This window comes from Erwinia sp. E602, assembly GCF_018141005.1.
GTDB lineage: Bacteria > Pseudomonadota > Gammaproteobacteria > Enterobacterales > Enterobacteriaceae > Erwinia.
The window spans coordinates 1005789-1023465 of record NZ_CP046582.1 but is presented as its reverse complement, the minus strand read 5'-3'; the positions used below and the strand labels follow the sequence as shown (position 1 = coordinate 1023465).

At 43.2% G+C, this 17677-nt stretch carries 20 protein-coding genes; 8 read left to right on the top strand and 12 right to left on the bottom strand.

Going from position 1 to position 17677, the window contains the following annotated elements; all coding sequences use genetic code 11:
- Genes sctS through GKQ23_RS05990 form a run of 11 tightly spaced genes read right to left on the bottom strand, consistent with a single transcriptional unit; the run spans position 1 to position 10901 of the window.
- A complete protein-coding gene (gene sctS, locus GKQ23_RS06040; protein WP_212410043.1) occupies positions 1 to 255 on the bottom strand; it encodes a type III secretion system export apparatus subunit SctS in 255 nt (84 codons plus the stop codon).
- Positions 252 to 920 (bottom strand): EscR/YscR/HrcR family type III secretion system export apparatus protein, encoded by a 669-nt coding sequence (locus GKQ23_RS06035; RefSeq protein WP_371820200.1) that lies wholly within the window; start codon positions 918 to 920, stop codon positions 252 to 254. The genes sctS and GKQ23_RS06035 overlap by 4 nt, the downstream gene beginning before the upstream one ends.
- Positions 910 to 1839 carry a FliM/FliN family flagellar motor switch protein gene (locus GKQ23_RS06030; RefSeq protein ID WP_212410042.1) on the bottom strand — a complete coding sequence of 310 codons (930 nt, stop codon included), beginning with the start codon at positions 1837 to 1839 and terminating at the stop codon, positions 910 to 912. Before GKQ23_RS06030 ends, GKQ23_RS06035 begins: the two co-directional genes overlap by 11 nt.
- Positions 1836 to 2879: a type III secretion system needle length determinant, SpaN/EivJ family gene (locus GKQ23_RS06025; protein ID WP_212410041.1), complete on the bottom strand. Its 1044-nt coding sequence runs from the start codon at positions 2877 to 2879 to the stop codon at positions 1836 to 1838. Before GKQ23_RS06025 ends, GKQ23_RS06030 begins: the two co-directional genes overlap by 4 nt.
- Positions 2860 to 3321 (bottom strand): type III secretion system protein, encoded by a 462-nt coding sequence (locus GKQ23_RS06020; protein WP_212410040.1) that lies wholly within the window; start codon positions 3319 to 3321, stop codon positions 2860 to 2862. The genes GKQ23_RS06025 and GKQ23_RS06020 overlap by 20 nt, the downstream gene beginning before the upstream one ends.
- Positions 3305 to 4600: a type III secretion system ATPase SctN gene (sctN, locus tag GKQ23_RS06015; RefSeq protein ID WP_212410039.1), complete on the bottom strand. Its 1296-nt coding sequence runs from the start codon at positions 4598 to 4600 to the stop codon at positions 3305 to 3307. The genes GKQ23_RS06020 and sctN overlap by 17 nt, the downstream gene beginning before the upstream one ends.
- Positions 4601 to 4618: 18 nt before the next feature.
- A complete protein-coding gene (locus GKQ23_RS06010; RefSeq protein WP_212410038.1) occupies positions 4619 to 5026 on the bottom strand; it encodes a hypothetical protein in 408 nt (135 codons plus the stop codon).
- A gap of 12 nt (positions 5027 to 5038) precedes the next feature.
- Positions 5039 to 7090, bottom strand: a complete 2052-nt coding sequence (locus GKQ23_RS06005) for an EscV/YscV/HrcV family type III secretion system export apparatus protein (RefSeq protein ID WP_212410037.1) — start codon at positions 7088 to 7090, stop codon at positions 5039 to 5041.
- A 5-nt stretch (positions 7091 to 7095) separates the two neighbouring features.
- The gene (sctW, locus tag GKQ23_RS06000; RefSeq protein ID WP_212410036.1) at positions 7096 to 8253 is read right to left on the bottom strand and encodes a type III secretion system gatekeeper subunit SctW; all 1158 of its coding nucleotides are present in this window, start codon (positions 8251 to 8253) and stop codon (positions 7096 to 7098) included.
- 1 nt (position 8254) lies between these two features.
- Positions 8255 to 10042 (bottom strand): type III secretion system outer membrane ring subunit SctC, encoded by a 1788-nt coding sequence (gene sctC, locus GKQ23_RS05995; protein WP_212410035.1) that lies wholly within the window; start codon positions 10040 to 10042, stop codon positions 8255 to 8257.
- The gene (locus tag GKQ23_RS05990) at positions 10035 to 10901 is read right to left on the bottom strand and encodes a helix-turn-helix domain-containing protein (protein ID WP_249168480.1); all 867 of its coding nucleotides are present in this window, start codon (positions 10899 to 10901) and stop codon (positions 10035 to 10037) included. The genes sctC and GKQ23_RS05990 overlap by 8 nt, the downstream gene beginning before the upstream one ends.
- Positions 10902 to 11224: 323 nt before the next feature.
- Between GKQ23_RS05990 and GKQ23_RS05985 the strand changes: the two genes are divergently transcribed.
- From GKQ23_RS05985 to GKQ23_RS05950, 8 genes are all read left to right on the top strand, one after another.
- The gene (locus tag GKQ23_RS05985; RefSeq protein WP_212410034.1) at positions 11225 to 12496 is read left to right on the top strand and encodes a PrgH/EprH family type III secretion apparatus protein; all 1272 of its coding nucleotides are present in this window, start codon (positions 11225 to 11227) and stop codon (positions 12494 to 12496) included.
- Positions 12489 to 12752: a type III secretion system needle filament subunit SctF gene (sctF, locus tag GKQ23_RS05980; RefSeq protein ID WP_212410033.1), complete on the top strand. Its 264-nt coding sequence runs from the start codon at positions 12489 to 12491 to the stop codon at positions 12750 to 12752. Before GKQ23_RS05985 ends, sctF begins: the two co-directional genes overlap by 8 nt.
- A 54-nt stretch (positions 12753 to 12806) precedes the next feature.
- A complete protein-coding gene (gene sctI / locus GKQ23_RS05975; protein ID WP_212410032.1) occupies positions 12807 to 13130 on the top strand; it encodes a type III secretion system inner rod subunit SctI in 324 nt (107 codons plus the stop codon).
- Positions 13130 to 13903, top strand: a complete 774-nt coding sequence (gene sctJ, locus GKQ23_RS05970; protein ID WP_212410031.1) for a type III secretion system inner membrane ring lipoprotein SctJ — start codon at positions 13130 to 13132, stop codon at positions 13901 to 13903. Before sctI ends, sctJ begins: the two co-directional genes overlap by 1 nt.
- Positions 13896 to 14444, top strand: a complete 549-nt coding sequence (locus GKQ23_RS05965; RefSeq protein WP_212410030.1) for a hypothetical protein — start codon at positions 13896 to 13898, stop codon at positions 14442 to 14444. The genes sctJ and GKQ23_RS05965 overlap by 8 nt, the downstream gene beginning before the upstream one ends.
- Before the next feature lie 73 nt (positions 14445 to 14517).
- Positions 14518 to 15126, top strand: a complete 609-nt coding sequence (locus tag GKQ23_RS05960) for a type III secretion protein (protein ID WP_249168479.1) — start codon at positions 14518 to 14520, stop codon at positions 15124 to 15126.
- Positions 15095 to 15532, top strand: coding sequence for a hypothetical protein (locus GKQ23_RS05955; RefSeq protein ID WP_212410028.1), 438 nt, complete (start codon positions 15095 to 15097; stop codon positions 15530 to 15532). The genes GKQ23_RS05960 and GKQ23_RS05955 overlap by 32 nt, the downstream gene beginning before the upstream one ends.
- 48 nt (positions 15533 to 15580) lie before the next feature.
- Entirely contained in the window at positions 15581 to 16090 is a 510-nt protein-coding gene (locus GKQ23_RS05950) for a lytic transglycosylase domain-containing protein (RefSeq protein WP_212410027.1), read from the top strand.
- Positions 16091 to 16365: 275 nt separating this feature from the next.
- Here the strand turns inward: GKQ23_RS05950 and GKQ23_RS05945 are convergent, their stop codons facing one another.
- Positions 16366 to 16914, bottom strand: a complete 549-nt coding sequence (locus tag GKQ23_RS05945) for a winged helix-turn-helix domain-containing protein (protein WP_212410026.1) — start codon at positions 16912 to 16914, stop codon at positions 16366 to 16368.
- Positions 16915 to 17677 lie beyond the last annotated feature (763 nt).

The following is a 17677-nucleotide window of genomic DNA, read 5'->3' as shown; positions in this document are numbered from 1 at the left end:
TTATCTGAAGGCCATATTGAAAGCCTGGACAGCGAAATTCATCATCTCGGCAGAAAACCATTCTATCAGCATGAAGATACTGGCAAAAACCGCGAGCATCTTCAGCCCAAATGGCAGTGTTTGTTCCTGGATCTGCATTACCGTCTGAAAAAGACCAACAATAATACCGACTATCGTTGCAAGGGCGATAGGCACGGCTGTCAGTTTTAACACGATGATTAAGGCAGAGTTACCAACAAAGAGAATATTATTCATATCGTCATCAGGTCTGAATATTGCGAAATCAGACCTTTTGTGAGCAAGGTCCAGCCGTTCATCGCAACAAAAAGAATAAGTTTAATAGGAATTGAGATGGTTACAGGACTCATCATCATCATCCCCAGCGCCAGCAAAATACTGGACACCACCATGTCGATCACTACGAAAGGCACATAAAGATAGAAAGCAATTTTAAATGCACTCTGTATCTCACTTAACGCATAGGCAGGCATCAGGGTCATTAAAGAGAGTGTACTAAGATCCTGATCTTCAACTTTAACTTCTGCCCCGTCCGGATCCCGCTGGTGAACCTGATTGAAAAAACGAATCAGCTCATGATCAGAATAACGTACCAGATAGTCACGGTAACTTCCCAGTCCCTGTTCAGCCAGCTGGCTCACTGAATCCATATTATTAAAATCGATGTGATGGTCTTCAATATAGCCAGTAATACTCTGGCAAACCGGCATCATAACGAATGCAGATAAAATGAGCGCCACACCATTCAGAGTTAAATTTGAAGGAACCTGTTGAATACCCAGTGCATTACGTACCATTACCAGCACAATGGAAAACTTTATAAAGCATGTTCCTCCGGCAATAATAAACGGTAATAAAGTAAAAAATGACAGCAACGCAATTAGTGAAATTTCATTGTTCAACATCAGAACAACCCACTCGACCATCGGTCACATCATTAATCTGGTTAATTTCAACTGCCAGACTGCCATTATCCAGAGCGACAAGTTCACCTCGTGCAAAGAACTTTCTGTTGAGGTAAATTTTTATCTTTTTCTCTGCCAGCGAATTGACAGGTAAAACAGTACCAGGAGCAATTTTATCCAGTGTTTCCAGCGTCACAGTGCGGCTGTCGAGCACGAACTCAATATCGACTGGCAGCTGCGACCATTGCAGTAAGGTTTCTTCTTCATCGCGATTTTCCTGCGATTCATCCCAAAGCTGTTGTTCCACAAGTATTTCCTCATTCTGTTGATAACTAAAAGCAAATAAATGTCGCTGGCCGATAACCAGGCGCGGTGAAAAATGTTTTATCAGCAACAAATCACCAACGGATGCATCAAGCAGCATGCTTAGCGGTAAGGCACTGTTTCCCAGTACGTACTGCAGCCTGAAAGAGATCGGCGTCCGCGCTTCATTACCGGCTGTGCCTGAGCTTTCCTGGGCAGCAGGCCAGTCAGTAACCAGCAGAGGGCAAGGCTTAGCAGGCAGTAACAGCATGCGTTCAGGCAGAGCCTGCTGCTGTTGATAAAGGCGCTGTACCGTCCACACGGTGTCATTCACCGTGAAGCTGAGTTGCATAGTGCCCAGCCACTGCGACAGATAAGTCAAAGGCACCTGCTGCCAGGCCAGCTCCGGTAGATGGGCATCCCCCTCACACAGCCAGCGATCGACATCAAGATATGCCTGTACCTCATCCTGCCGCTCGTTAGTCAGTGACATTGACAGATAGCGGCGGTCAGCCTGTAGATTGATAATTTCACTGCCAGCATATTGGCTCATCAGGCGTTTTAAGTGGTTCTGCCAGCCGTCATACTGACGCAGGTAATGGCGTAAGCTCATTCTGCTTCCTCCTCTTCGACGTCCTGCGGTTGCCTGTGTTGCTGCTGTTGGCCATCGCGTTCAGTATCCAGTAACTTCGGTGTGTGGCTGGTCAGTTGGGCGAACTGGCTGGTCAGCGCATCAGCGGCTCGAGTGCCGGAAGGCAAAAGCGTGAGATTGCCATCGCGGCCTGCTTCTGCCGGGATCGACACTTTTACCGAGTGCTCGCCGGACCAGCGCTGAAATTTATATTCCAAATCCAGTGAACGGCTGGCCGGCAGGGAGCCAGCAGCCTGCGCACGAATTTTACTGCGCAACATGGCTTCATCAGATGAAACTGAATGTTCGGTAGCGTGGTTTGCCTGGCTGTCCACTGCAGAAGGCCTGTTGAGCATGACTGCGGGAAGATTTCGCGTTTCGGCATCGGAGTCGGCACGCTTCAACTTAAGATCTCTGGAGCTGAGAGGTGTTGCAGTCACTGGCCATTCTGCAGCTAGCAACTGCTGCTCCTGCCCCGCAGAATCAGCAATTGCTGCATTTTTAAGTGGCAGACTACTGAGATCGTTGCCGCTTCGGGCACGATCATGTTGCCGATTTTTAGCATCTTCACCAGCCAGCCCACTCTTACCAGTGTGGCTGCTGTGCAGTCTGCCCTCTGGGTTAACGACGTTTGACAGGGTTACCTGCGAGAGCCCTTCTGCTCCAGCTTTTTTAAGTTTTGTCGCCACCGGGCCACGTCCTGCAGCGAGCGAACCCGCCACCATTGGCACTGCAGGCGTACTCAGAGCGATAGCAGCAGACTCGATGCTGTCAACAGAGTGTTGCAGGCCAGCTGTCGGGGTCTGACGATGCCTGTTTTCTGCTACAAGCTTGCCACCAGCCGATATGTCATGCTTATCAGCGGCCATTAACCAATGATTAATCAACACGTTTGCAGTTTCTGGCAGAAGAGTATTTTTCTTCTGTTTGACTTTTTCCCGTACGCGAACGTGCACAGATTTTTCATCCAAAGCCTGGGTATACATACCGTTTCTTGCGATTTCAGAAATTTTTCCTGACATGGCTTGCCATCTCCTGAACTTCAGTTTCTCTGTTATTCTCTTTTCTTATTAAATGCATCCGATGATATTTATGCAGATAGTCACTTATTTTATAATGACGCTTATCCAGCAGGCCTAAAGCGGCTCGGAACCGCTCAACTTTCAGTTCTTCTGCATACTGCTCTTCTTCGAGCTGACTGATTTTTAAAACAATCAGCTGCTGATGACTTAACAAGATCCCCTGCTGCCTTATTCCCTGATGGATATCACGTTTACTCAACACACCAGATGGCGTCAGATTTTTTATTTTCTGGTTGATCTCCACAGTTTCTTGATGACACTGTGACCTGCTAGCTTTCAACTGCAGAATCTTATTCTGAGCCTGAGTAATGTCTGAATGAAGCATCTGCTGCTTACGCTCAAGCAAAGAAACGAAACCGCGCCCTCTACGCCAGACATTCATTGATCATTCCCAGGCTGTCTTGCATTTCTGTTCTGTCTGCTATGTTTTGTTTGAGATACGATTCCATGATATTTTTTTTATCAGCCGCTCTATCGTTTTCCTGATTCTCTCCTCGTCGGTACTCTCCGAGATCGATATAGAGTTGCATGTCGCGCTGCCGCACGAGCAGCTCGCGAAACTTCACTGCCATTTGCTGATGTTTCACATCGGTTATCTGATTAAATACTCTGCTGATACTTTGTAAAACATCAATGGCAGGATAATGACCTTTAGCCGCCAGCTTCCTGCTGAGATAAATATGACCATCGAGAATAGAGCGTACTTCGTCGCCGATGACATCAGGCTCATCCTCATTTTCGACCAAAACCGTATAGAACGCTGTCACCGACCCCATCTGGAACCGCCCGGGCCGTTCCAGTAATTTGGGCAGCATCTCAAACACCGAAGCCGGGTATCCCTGACGAGCAGGTAACTCCCCCATAGTCAGTGCTACATCACGCAATGCACGGGCATAACGGGTAATTGAATCAACAAACAGCAGAACGTTTTTGCCACGATCGCTGAAGTAGCTGGCGATTGAGGAGGCGATTTGGGCAGCATTACAGCGTTCCGTACATGAGCGGTCTGAAGTTGCATAAACAATAATCACCTGCGCTCGTCTTGGAGAATTTTTGATCTCTTCAACAAATTCAGTCACTTCACGCCCACGCTCACCAATTAACCCGATGACATAAATATCAGCATCGGAATGCTCGATAATCATATTCATCAGTGAGGTTTTACCGCACCCTGCTGCCGCAAAAATCCCCATACGTTGACCCTTGCCAACGGTTAGCAGGCCATCGATGGCGCGAACGCCAGTGATCATTGTGTCAGTTATGGGCCGTCGCTGAGTAAAATCCTTCGGCACGCCACTGGCGGTAATATACTCTGCATTAATCATTGGCGATAATGGGCGATCGTCCAGACGCCCTCGTATATTGCCGGTAGCATCAATAATGCTACCGGCCATCGCCTCTCCTGCCTGAAGGTGAAAGGGTTTACCTGTAGGCAACAGTACGTTACTACGAGAGAACCCCTGGTTATCATTGAGGAGACTCAACAATGTATGTTCTTTGCTGAAACCAATCACCTGAGCAAGCCCCATAACTTCAGGTTCCAGTATTGATTTCTGAATTTCACATATCTCACCGATACGGGTGCCCGGTAAGTGCGCCTCTACGATATTTCCCTGAATGCGTAAAGGATGGGCAAGATGAACAAAACATTGCGCAATCATGTTATGGAACCTTTTTAGTTACAATAAAACAGAGCGATATTCCAGCATAATCGTCATATAATTATCCAGAACATCCATGAAAGCAGATGATGATTCCAAAAACTCATCTTTTACTTTAGCCCGTAATTGCAGGTCCCCGTCGACTGGATACAGGCAGGGCTGGCCGGTGTAAAAAAACTCCTCATTATAGTTAAACATCACAGGAAAAAGATTAGTACTGCAATACCCTAATGCTGCAAGATTGTAATCGCAGAGCTTAGCCCACACCCATACTTCATCATCTTCATTTTTGATATAAATAGTAGGATTATCATCTTTCAAGTTCAGTGAGATAGTCGAATGATTGCTCAAATCGCCTTCAATGACGTGAGCCATACCTGCATCCTGCAGGATTTCATTAACCAGTTTAACGACATCGTATTTCATTTTTTACCTTCTTTAATTTTCAAGAGAACCAATTACATCAACTTCAACAGTACCTGAAACATCTGCAAAAGAGAGCACCTCCACTTCCGCATAATGACCATCAATAATTTTTTTCACAAACCGACGAATATCGGATGAAACCATAATTATGATATCTCGCGCATCAACACCATTGTTATTAATGCACGTTTCAAGAGATTTTATTATCCCCTCCACCTCTGGCGGGGGTAAGTTAATAAATGTGCCAGCGGATGTCTGGCGAATAGCCCCACGAATCAGATTTTCCATATCATGAGACATTACCAAAGCTCTTATCCGGCCGTTAGATGAAAAACGATTAGAGATGTAGCGTGAGAGTACACCCCGCACATGCTCGACCAGCATAATTGGATCTTTCTCTTTTGGTGCCCACTGGACTAAAGCTTCAAGAATAAGGCGCATATTACGAATCGAAATACGCTCCTGGAGCAGACGCTGAAACACTTCAGTAATACGTTGAACAGTATTATTCCTGTAGCACTCTTTGAGCAACTCCGGATACTTCTTCTCCAAATCGTCCAGTAGCGTTTTCGTTTCCTGTATGCCGAAAAATTCCGTAACGTTATGCACCAACAAGGTTGAAATACAGGCGTAGAACTCATCAGTAGCATTACGTGTGTAAAAACCGAGCTGATGGGCTTTTTCACTGCGTTCCTCAGGAAGCCAGTAATTATACCTGTGAGTCGTTTCAACGACTAATACCTGAGGATCAAGAATCTGCAGTTCTTCACCCCGCAGTAAAACTTTACACATACCAGGCAGAATATTGTAAGCAGCCACTTGAATCTCATTAATGGCAACCTGTAAAACCCCACGTTCAGCATGCTCATCAAAATTGATGGTCACATTTGGCAGCCGCACGCCATATTCAATGAAGAAATTTCTTTTCAGATGCGATACGAAATTATTTCGCTCAAAGTATTCCTCATATCCTCTCCATGCAGTGATAATAAGTGGAATTGTTTCCGGAATAAACTCACCATCAATAATAACAGGTTTGCTTACCAGTTCTGGCTGCCCCTCTTCCTGTAAATTATCCTCTGGGGCATCGCCTTTTTTCTTCTCATCAAGCCAATGTTTAGCATAAATACCCAGTAGTATCGCACCCAGCAGGGTAAATACGGGCAGCGGGAACCCAGGTAGTAAACCCAGCGCAACTGAAAGAATTGCCGTGATCACCAGAATAAATTTGTTCGAAAACAGATCATTAATAATCTTCGCACCGAGATTATTTTTGTTGCTGGTGTTAACCCGGGTAACAATCAGACCACCACCGATTGAGATTAGCAAAGCAGGGATCTGTGCAACCAGCGCATCACCGATGGTAAGCATGGTATAAACTGAAAGCGCATGCGAGATATCCATGCCACGCTGAATGACACCTACAGAGATTCCCCCCAGCAGATTGACAAAGATGATCACAATGCCGGCTATGGCATCACCTTTGATAAACTTCATTGCGCCATCCAGTGCACCATACAACTGACTTTCGGCTTCCAGGTCGGAACGCCGGGATCTGACCTCTTTTTCATCAATCAAGCCTGCTTTTAAATCCGCATCGATGCTCATTTGCTTTCCTGGCATGGCATCGAGCGAAAATCGCGCCGCAACTTCAGCAATACGTTCGGAACCTTTAGTGATAACGATAAATTGCACTATTGTTACAATAAAGAATATAACAAACCCGACGACCAGGTTATCAGCAATTACAAAATCACCGAAGCTGGCAATGATTTCACCGGCATCGGCATCCGCCAGTACCAGTCGACTGGTACTAATAGATATTGCCAGACGAAAGATAGTACTTATCAGTAATATTGAAGGGAATGTAGAAAAATCCAAAACCCTGTTAATATAAAAAGACCCAAGAAAGATAAGTAATGCCATCGTCAGATTGAGACCGATAAGGAAATCGACGAGATAAGTTGGCAATGGGATTACCAGCATCACGACGACCATTATCATAATAACAAGTACGATGAGTTCCGGTCTGGATCCAAGCTTTGAAATAAAGTTCTTAAACATTTTAGTTAACGCACCAATAGAGAGCCAGATAACTCTTTCTTATCGTGTTCAGACCAGACAGAATTTTCTCTCTCTTTCTTACATAATTTTGTTAAAAGCGATGACATCATTTCCAGCACATCATCTTTAACTATTACATCTGAGAAAAGAAAATCAGGGGTCATATTATATACCTTACGTAACGCCTGAATAACTTCCGCACGTTGCCTGACTAATAGCAAGGACAAGTAATCAACAGAAAATGCTGACAGGTGCGGCTTGAAATCCGAAATATTGATAAGTCCCTTCATATACAAACCTACAACATCATCCTCTGAAATGAATTTTCCTTCATTGTTTCTTAGCTGCTCATGAAAGATGAAGGAATTAAAACTTTCATTTAATTCATTATCTAAAGTATTAAGAATACGTGCATCTGAAAGTTTGGCACTCAATGGACCAAACTCATCAAAATGTATACCCGGTTCGTTTGCCTTCATGTCTGCAATCAATGCTGACAACGTAAAGGTAAGTAATCGTTTACGATTGCTGCAGCCAAATTCATCAATCCAGTCCTGATAGATAAAACCTGCAGGCAGCTCCAGCTCAAGAAAGCGTAGATAACTGCTCCTTAAATCCTTCGCAGATAGCGGCTTACCCTCTCCGCGCTTGCTGAACCGCCTGGCAAGTTTTCCAACATTGATTCCGGACTGCATTTTTTGGCGGTCACTGAATTTCTCTAAATCACTTATAGCTTCTTTTACTTTCTTCTTCATTAACTCTGACAGCTTGCGGCTTAAAAGCATTTCGCGAAGAGCCAGCATCAAATCACTGTCATTCGGAAACAAACCGCGAGCAAAGTTAAGAATATTACTCTGGCCATGCAGTTTAGAAACTTGTTTGATTAGCGAATTCAGTTTTTCATCTGCATGATCTTCAAGTATTGCAGAAAATGACTCGTTTTCATTATTACTATTAACATTTTTACGATTCGTTCTATTAAAGCGGCCAAATGCACTGAGCAGGTCAGCCATCTCTTCAGCAGCATTGTTTAACTCTTCCTGCAGATTAACAACCGGCGCATGTTCAGCGGATTCATCAGCAGCATGATTCACCTGATTGTTGGCTGGAGCCCGAATATCAACACGGTGTAAATCTAAACCGCCTGTAGAACGAATAGCCATGTTATCTTGCTCGACTCTGATTACTATTCATGGTTTCACGTAACATTGATACCGTTGATTTCAACCTTACCTCATTCCCGTTCGGCTCACGGCCAAGAACCGGATTTTCATCGTCAAGCCCTTGCCACGGCTGACCATTAATCAGCAAACGGGGCTGAATGAGAAACATGCGAACCATTTTTTTCCGGCTTACGTAGCTGTAATCAAATAATTTCCCCAACAGCGGGATATCACGTAGCAAAGGGATGCCGATATTGTTTTGGGTATCTTCGTCTCGGCCGTATCCACCCACCAAAAGGCCGTACCCTGCCGGCACCCGCGCTTCGGTGCTGATTTGGGTGTTGCTAACGACCGGCAGATTATCCACGCTGTTAGTTTCGCCATTTGCACCAATCTGCGTTCCGCCGTCCTGAATATTCAGAATCATTTCGACTTCCTGCTGATATTGTGTCAGACGTGGAAGCACACTTATCATCGTACCGTAAGTAACTTTCTCCAGAGAGGAGTTGCGCTCCCCCTGTAATTTGGCATAAAAACTGTGGTTGTTATCAAATAGCGCCGGCACATTTTCCTGAGTCAGTATCTCAGGGCGCGAAACAATCTGCGCGTTGCCTTTCTGAGCCAGTGCGGTAACATCAGCAAGAAAATGGGCACTGCTTGCAGGTGCGAGAGTACTCTGGTTAAGGGTTACACCATTACCGCCTATTGTGGCAGCCCCCTGCCATTGAACGCCTAATTTATCCACCGCGTCTTTAGAGATATCAATAATCCAAAGCGAAAGCTGAATTTGTTTTTTGGCAACGTCAATGGCTCGCACAAGATCTTCAACGAAGCTCACCTGGCGTGCTGAACCCTTAATAAGCAGACTGTTAGTATCGGAGTAGGCAACGATTGTCACCGTGTCCGCCTGCACATTGTCCCTGTCACCGAAACTTTGGTGTGAGGCAGATGAACTCAGTGCAGGCAGCGCAGGGAAACGGCCCTCTTCACCAGCCTCTGCGGCCTGAAGGGCGCTTTGAGTCTCTCTGTCAACGGTAATCTGCGCGCCAGCAATCCCCGCACTACCAGCACTACTGCTGGAGTTATTCAACAACTTATTTAAAACAGCCGCTACGCCAGGAATAGTTACCGGCGCATCACGCTGAGTGAAAGTGCGATCGGTAACGAAGGTGTTACGTAGTTTTATCACCCGGATCGTGCTTTCGCCGGTCCCGGTTCGGGAATAAGTCGTGTCGATATGTTTTGCAGCTGCTCCTATCAGCTCTACATACACTGGCGGCCCGGAAACGTAAAATGATCCCGAAGTTCCGTTTGACCTTAAAGGAAAACGGGAATCGTAAAGCCCGGAAGATTGCAGATAGGCAACCAGCCGATCAAAGGGCGCGTACATCAGCCTGACAACTTTGCTTTGGATTTCGCTGCTGTCATAAATATAAACGGAACTTCCGTCGTCATACCAGATGAGCCCGGTACGTGAGGCCAATTTACTTAGCGCTTCCTTGGATCGGTTGAGATCAAAGTTACCTGAGACACGTTTTTTAGCCGCCTCATTACTGACTATGACAGGCTTACCAAGTGCACCACCAATAACATAGAAAAGCTGCCTTATGCTATTGTTACTGGCAACATAGGTATTATCTGAATCAGCCCCGACGCCAGATTCATTATACTGGCTACTGCCTGATTCTTTCTTTTCAAGCAATCCTGCTGAAGCCCAGGTACTGTTCAACGCCCCCGCCAGCAAGATAATCAGACAACATCTGTTTTTTTTAAAAACAGTACTAATCATGGAAAAAACCACCTATTTTCTTAAATTCCTTTGGTGTAATACCAAAAATTTTCTTTATCTCACTGGAAAAATGTGACGAAGACGAGTAACCATTATCACCAGCAATCATGGCGATAGAGTTCTCTTTTTCAATCAGTTGCAAAGCACTTTGTGCCGCACGCCACATCCGTAATTGTTTTTTAGGCCCGCAGGAAAATGTACTGTGGCACAGTTTTCTGAAATGGGACTCTGAAACTCCATAATCTTTGTATGCATTATAGATTTTATACGTGTCTGTTTCTCTGTCTCCATCCATAACCTGAGCCAGAAAAAAACAGGCAACCCAGTAATTTTCCATGGCACAGATGAAGGAAATCAATTCACCCAGGCAACGATCCTCTGGTTGTAAAGTATTGCTAATAAGCAATCCGGTGAACGTTTCCGCCTCAGATTCAACGATTGCAACAAAATCATCTCTTGAAGTAAGCAGAACTGAAGACTGTCCTGACTCACAATGTCTGACCTTTTCTTGCTTATTGCATTTACTCAATTCTTTCTGATAGTTAATGAAAGCAAGAAGTATAATCAGGTTTGACAATGAAAATTTTTCCACATACCACTGACCTCTAAAAAAAACCTCAACAGACCTTTTACTAAGCAATAAAGCTGGTCGGTCTATAAATAATTCTTTATCGTGATTTTCATCTGTCTGCGGCCAGAAAATCGAAGAATCTGAATTCGCTGGCCTGACAAACAAGAGAGATCCATCCAGCTTTACTTTATTATCACTAACCGTTGAATAACGAGAGGTTGTTTTCTGTAAACCTTTCAGGGGGTTAATATTGCAACCCATTGAACCACCTGGTTTTAATTTATTCATGGCATTCCATCCCAGATGAGACCTGCATGTATTTACACTGTTTTTTGATATAACTTCTTAAGCAACCCATTTATCCTATCGACAATCAGAGGCTACATCAACCACACATGCAAGAATTAATAAAGATCAGGTTTTTAATAAATTATTAAAAAAAACATAATGCGCTATGGATTGACCGGTAATAATATTCCGTTATAACATTTCCACATTGATAAGCAAATCAAAAAAGTTCGCAAGAAGCCCTTAATGAATGATTATGATAATAAATTACTCATAAGAGTGACGCATCCTCACCCAGATAATAAAATGGTTCATTTTTAATTATGAATAGCTATATCCATAAAAACATTGTAGAAAATAATCATGATAATTCTCTGCAAAACTACACGCTAAAACTGTTGTTTGGCCCGATGGTTGGCTGCGAACTTCTATTGCCCGCAGAAGATTATTTTTTGTTGATTAATCCTGGCTCGGCACTAAAGGTTGAGGATGAAACCCTTACACCCGCACAGCAGCATGCTGCGCATTATACATTGAATACGCTCTATATTCCCTGTGATACTCATTCACCGAACATCACATTGCGACTTTCTCATCCTTCTGAGAATGAAGGGAAAAACGCATTTCAACTAGAAATCCAGGACTTAAATGGAACCATTACTGAAGTCATTGAAGAGAATGCCGTTTTTTCCTATAAACACATCCACTTTTCCATTAAACGCCATGAGCAAGCCTGGTCTGATGCAGTTTTAAACTTCAATAGTCTTTCTGCATTGCCTCAAAATCCTCTACAACATGGATCTGCCAGCAGTTCTCAGAAAACAACAAAGTTGTACTTATCAGGTCTGTTCCTGACACTTAGCATACTTTTCGCAGCCACTGCTGTCTGGTACAAAAATAGTAATGTTGAGCAACACGTATCAACACTTAGTGATGCGCTCGCTGGTGCCCCAGGCCCTGTCGAAATAGTAAAAGGCCGTGATAATGGCACAATCTACATTCTGACTCAGGGGCTGCCCGAGATGGAATGGGCGACACAGACAATCAATAAACTAAACCAGACGAACAAAGTTCTTCCTGTGTGGCTGAGTAAACACCGTCAGAAGGTCATTGAAGAACTAACGCTGGCAGGCTTCCCGGTGTTACAGATAAATTACGGTTCACCAGAACATCCGGGCATCGCTGTTTATCGTAAAATGTCACCTTCTGAAGTCAAAAGATTCAGAACTGCAGTTCTGAATGCTATTCCTTTTGCTACAGATTTCGCGACTACCCTGAAGAGTAAGGAGCAGCTTCTGGCAGAGGCACGCCAGGGTTTGGATCGCTTAAACATAGTTTACCGGCAGGTGAAGACCGATAATGGATACGTATTAGTTATCCGCGATACTCTGAGTGATAATGTGCTTATGGCTCTGAGAAATTCCATCTTAAACTTTAATCAAAAATGGGGAGAAAAAATCATAAATTTCTCAGTCAATCTTGATGAGGACTGGCTAAAAAACAAATCATATACTACTTCCGCGGAAAATTATATTTTCCTTAATCCAAAACATTGGTACTTCCCACTGAAACAAAGAGAAAAAAATTATGGCTGATATTGGTTACGTTCCTGGGTTTGATGAAAACATTTTTCTGGACAGAACATCTCTGGGTTTTGAGACGGGTGCAGAAAATCTTATGAAGGAATTGAAAAAAGCACAGGATGCTATGGAAAAAGATCCTTCAAACCCAAGTGCACTTGCTGCCTATCAGGGAAAACTGCAGGCATACACTCTGTTCCGTAATGCACAAACCAGTACGGTAAAGGCTTACAAAGATATCGGTGCCAGCATTATTCAGAACTTCAGATAATCTTTGGGTACGGGTTATCCGTACCCTTAACCACCACAAAAACCCGGAGAAAAAATGTTCCCGATCAAAGCAAATGTTTTATCTGGTTATATCCCTGAAAATAACAGTCTCAGTCATCAGGAAGAGATCCCTGCAAGTATTCACGACCATAACTTCACTAACTTAGTTAGCAAAGAATTTAATAAAGTCAGTGAAAGCAACGAGCAGTATAAAGACGTTATTAATAATTTAAGTCAGTCGCCGCGATTCACCAGCGATCCTGAAAAATTGTTAATGCTGCAAAATTATATTGGTGAATACACTAACTATGTATCACTTGTCAGTACACTTGCACGAAAAGCTGTAAGCACAATTGAAACCTTGGAAAAATCGCAGTAATGTTAAAAAAAACTTTGCGTGCGTCCCCGCTGTTGCTGGCGCTCGTCATGCTTACTGCATGTAGTGATATTGTGATACTGGACAACCTGAGTCAGGATCAGGCTAATCAGGTTCTGGCAATATTGCAGCAACATAACATTGCAGTGCAAAAAAATGGTACGCTTAAGTCAGGGTATACGGTTACCGTAAACCCTGTGGAATCCACCGCTGCTCTCTCTGTAATCAGTCAGTATCAACTGCCATGGTCAGCGGATGTACAGATAGCTCAGGCGTTTCCCGAAAGTTCACTGGTGGCTTCACCTAATGCTGAACAGGCTCGTATCCTGTCTCTTCAGGAACAGCGTCTGGCACAGACGCTGAGGGTTATTGCACAGGTGGTAAATGTAAAAGTTCACATCAGCTATCCTCCACTAGATAATACTCTGGCCACTAAAAAAACCGACAACCATGTAGGAGTGTTGATTTCATATAAAGGGGATATTGATGAGAATATTTTCATTTCACAAATAAAATCTCTAATAAAACACAGCCTGGATGATGTACGTTTTGAAAACATATCGGTAGTGCTGTTTCCTGCACCGGTTATTCAGTATGCATCTCCGACCCAGGTTCCTGCTGTACCGACGGGGAGCTGGGCTCTGCTGCTGTCTGTCTTTGGCCTTGCTGCTACCGGGATTGGAGGGTGTTTATTTTATTTAACCCGGCAGCGTTATCAGTCTAAAAGCAGAAGCCAGTTAAAATCCGAAAATGAAGAGTTATCTTCAGATGAATGATAATTTCGACACTGTGTTGAGGATAATGTATGGCCCTGCAGTATATACTCATCCAGACCATCTGGAAGAATTAATGCGTTGCAACAATACGTGGAATGAAGCGCTGATCAATCTCTGGCTGATAGAGTACTATCAGCTTGAAGATTTGCCGGAGGGATGGTCTCCCGGATGTCATACCACGTCATTAATTCTTGCATACTGGAAGCGGCTACCTAATGTTGCTTATCTCATTGGCAGCTATCTTTTGCGTAGCCAGTTAATATTACAGGGTGCCAGGCTGGCAGCGGACACCAGGTTACTGGCGTTTATATCGCTACCCCTGGCACATCAGGTTGATCCCGGTGCCGCCATGCCCTGCGACTCTGCTACCGCTTACGGCATTGCCTTCATCAGGAGCATTTCAGCCAACTTGCCTCATGCTCTGCAACAGCGTATGGCACTGTGCTTTCCGCGCGATAATACGCATGTTATCTGTAAAGCAGCCCCTACCCCGGATCATATCAATTTATTAAAAATGGCCATGATTTATGCGAACGATTAGCACAGCCCGACTCCCTGAGGATCTCGACGATCTGACTATAATCAAGTCACGGGAAAAGAAACAGCACCATCGTATGGCTGCAGCTCTGGAGCGCACGCTCAGCTATTGCGCAGAGGTTAATGCAGAGCACCAGTCACATTCGATTAAAATCAGAGAAGAGAGTGAAAAGGTCGGTTTCACCACTGGCTTTACGCTGTTTTTTAGCCAACTTCTGAGCATGTTTGATGAATATGAAAAAAAACAAACTGCGCGTTTCTCCTCGTTCAGACGAGACATATTCATGAAACTGCAAACATCGTTTCATGACCCTGTTATCGTTGAACGAATCATTCACCACCTGCAGGAGAAAAGCGGGCACCAGAAGGATATGAAAATTATAATACCGCGTCAGGTTCCATTACCTGAGGGGGTAGAATTATCGAATTATCAGTTTACAGATGATAATCACATCACCGTGCAGAATGACAGTGATGCGATCAGATTCCCCAGCGAGTCCCTTTGTCTTCAATGGACAAATGAAGCGAGGAAAGCGCTGGAAGATACAGAAATAGAAATGGCCTCCTTGATTCCTGACACCCTAGCTCAAATCGGCGCACAGCTGATAGCATTAAGTCAATGCAGCCAGACATCTCAATCGGATATGCAAACCTGTGAAACTGGTGAAGACAATGATTCCCTGTAACGATCGATATACTATCAGCAACAGTAGTAAAAGCTTAAATAATGACGATGCAACTGATTACCAGAAAGATCTTCTGCAATTTATCAAAGAAAAACGCCCTGTCGGAACGGGTGACTTTGACAGTCATAATCTCAGCAAATTGATGAAAATGATGAAAGAGAGGTATGAATACCTTTATCCTGGGAACTCTCCCTCCATGTCTGAGCTTAGCAGCACGTTGCTGTATGTTGATGCAACCTTACGAAAATCGATTCATGATGAAGTGAAAACAGCCGAGGAAGAAAGCCTGAAGAACTATGTCTCAGACTATCTTGACAAGTATACAACTCAACTCATAGGTGCTAACACTCTTTTCGAGAGCATGAGGATGAATTTATTATCCAATGATGAAGAAGAAGATTTCTAATTTCATATAACAACTGAAGCATTATTCATTTTTACCAAAACAGAAACCATGAAGTTTAATAAAGCATATCAAACAGCTCTCTTATTTACAGGATTAAGTTTATCATTCGCGGCCGCTGCAATGCCCGAAGACTGCATCATTACGGCCGCGCAATGCTTTAAAGTTAACCCACTTATTATTAAAGCGATAATCTGGCAGGAGTCGAAAAACAAACAAACCGCTGTAAACACTAACAAAAACAATACCGTAGACGTTGGTCTTATGCAGATAAACAGCATACACTTCAGAAAACTAAACAGCCTGGGAATCTCAGAGAGCAACCTTAGAAAAAACAGCTGTGCGAATGTTTTCGCAGGCACATGGATACTTCATAAGGCCATTCAACGTAATGGGTATACCTGGGATGGTGTTGGCAGCTATCACTCAAGTACTCCGGAACACCGTGACCCTTATGTTAAAAAAATCATTAACACGATAGCTTATAAACACTCGTTAATTCGGGACTTAAGGGTTATGGGGCAGGGTAAATTCGAGGATAAATTTAACTGTCCGAATTGAAAACACTCCATACTTTACCCTAAATATCAGATAGGAAATTCTATTAGAAAATCATCAGTAACGAAATCATCACTTGATTATAGCATAAGAAATGAATGCACCGTTCCGGTCATATCTTTTCCTTTCTCAATCCTGCTCCCGCCGCACGCTATCGCGTGCGAAGGGAGAGTAATTATGAAAAATTAAGAAAGGGAAAGAGCCTCAGATTTCATTATTTTAAATCAGCCTTCAGACTTATATGTTTACACAGCCATGTCTGAATTTAATCAAACAAGCTAGAGTAAATTAGCATCACCAGATGATTTGCTAATTTTCTCAAGCTCAAGAATCTTATGCAGAATTAAATTCTGCAGCCCTTTAATGTCATTCAAAGCTGCATCTATTTCCAACTCTGACACTATAGATGAATAACCTCTGATATCTTTGTTACTCTCCCTGTAACGCCGACCGTACTCAACTTCCTGCATAGCTTTTTCAGAATTCCCAGATTCATAGCCAACCACATCTGTTAATATACCATACCCTAACTTTGGTAATGTAATGATGATATTTTTTTCAGTATCATTCAGTTTAACCCGAAGACTTCTTATCACCTGAGCGATGCTTTGTGGTGTCACACATCGGCCCCTCCAGACGGCTGAGTTAAATTCTTGTGCCGTCACCGGATTCGGTGCTCTGTCACACAGCAACGCTAAGGCATCAGCTTCTTTTTTCACTAAACTCATCACTTTATTATCTTTTTTCAGAATCCGTGTGTTACGATTGAAACTGAAGTTAAGAAAATGAATTTCTTCTTTACTATTTTTTTCTACTATCTCTTTCATTATTATAAATCCTTCTTCAGGAATCAGTCATTAAGTGTACTACCCTGGTGGCTGTACGCTGATACCCTGATAATTAATAGCCTGCCACAATACTAAAATGGCCAGGTCAGTATAAAACCACAATCGTAATTTATAAGCACTACTTCATATTAGTATGTTAATTTCTCACAACCGCTTCTTACACTATACAATCAATAAATTACCCCTCTTCCCTTTCTGATAGACATACACAAAAATAATAACAGCGTTAAAAAGCTACGTAATTCCTGAACTCGCCAGTTTTAGCTTTTTAATAAAAATAAATAATCAACATTTCTGACATTGCGACCTCTCATAAAAAACCCAGGCACAGGCACAGGCACAGGCACAGGCACAGGCACAGGAATTTCAATCAACATGCAAATAAATTATGTGAATTAATTATATTTCTCGTTTCCGAGACCGAATAACTATAACTGGTTTCTCCTGTTCACTTTAAGTAACGCCGAATAATTATACACAATAACAGCCACTGGTCAAAACCGATCGCTATCATAAATTTAAAGAAAAAATCAACCCCTTAAAATCTGACTACTTAACTGAAAAAGTTTTTTAAAAGATTCTATAAATTAAGGGTTTTTTATTATAAAAATCATAAAACAATCGCACAGAATCAACAGTTAGCAGGATTCCAGTACGGTTTCCAAAAAATCAGATTTTTCAGTCTTTTGCACACATTTGGTTACAACTTAGTTTCATAGTCGATATGCTTTTTATCGCCATG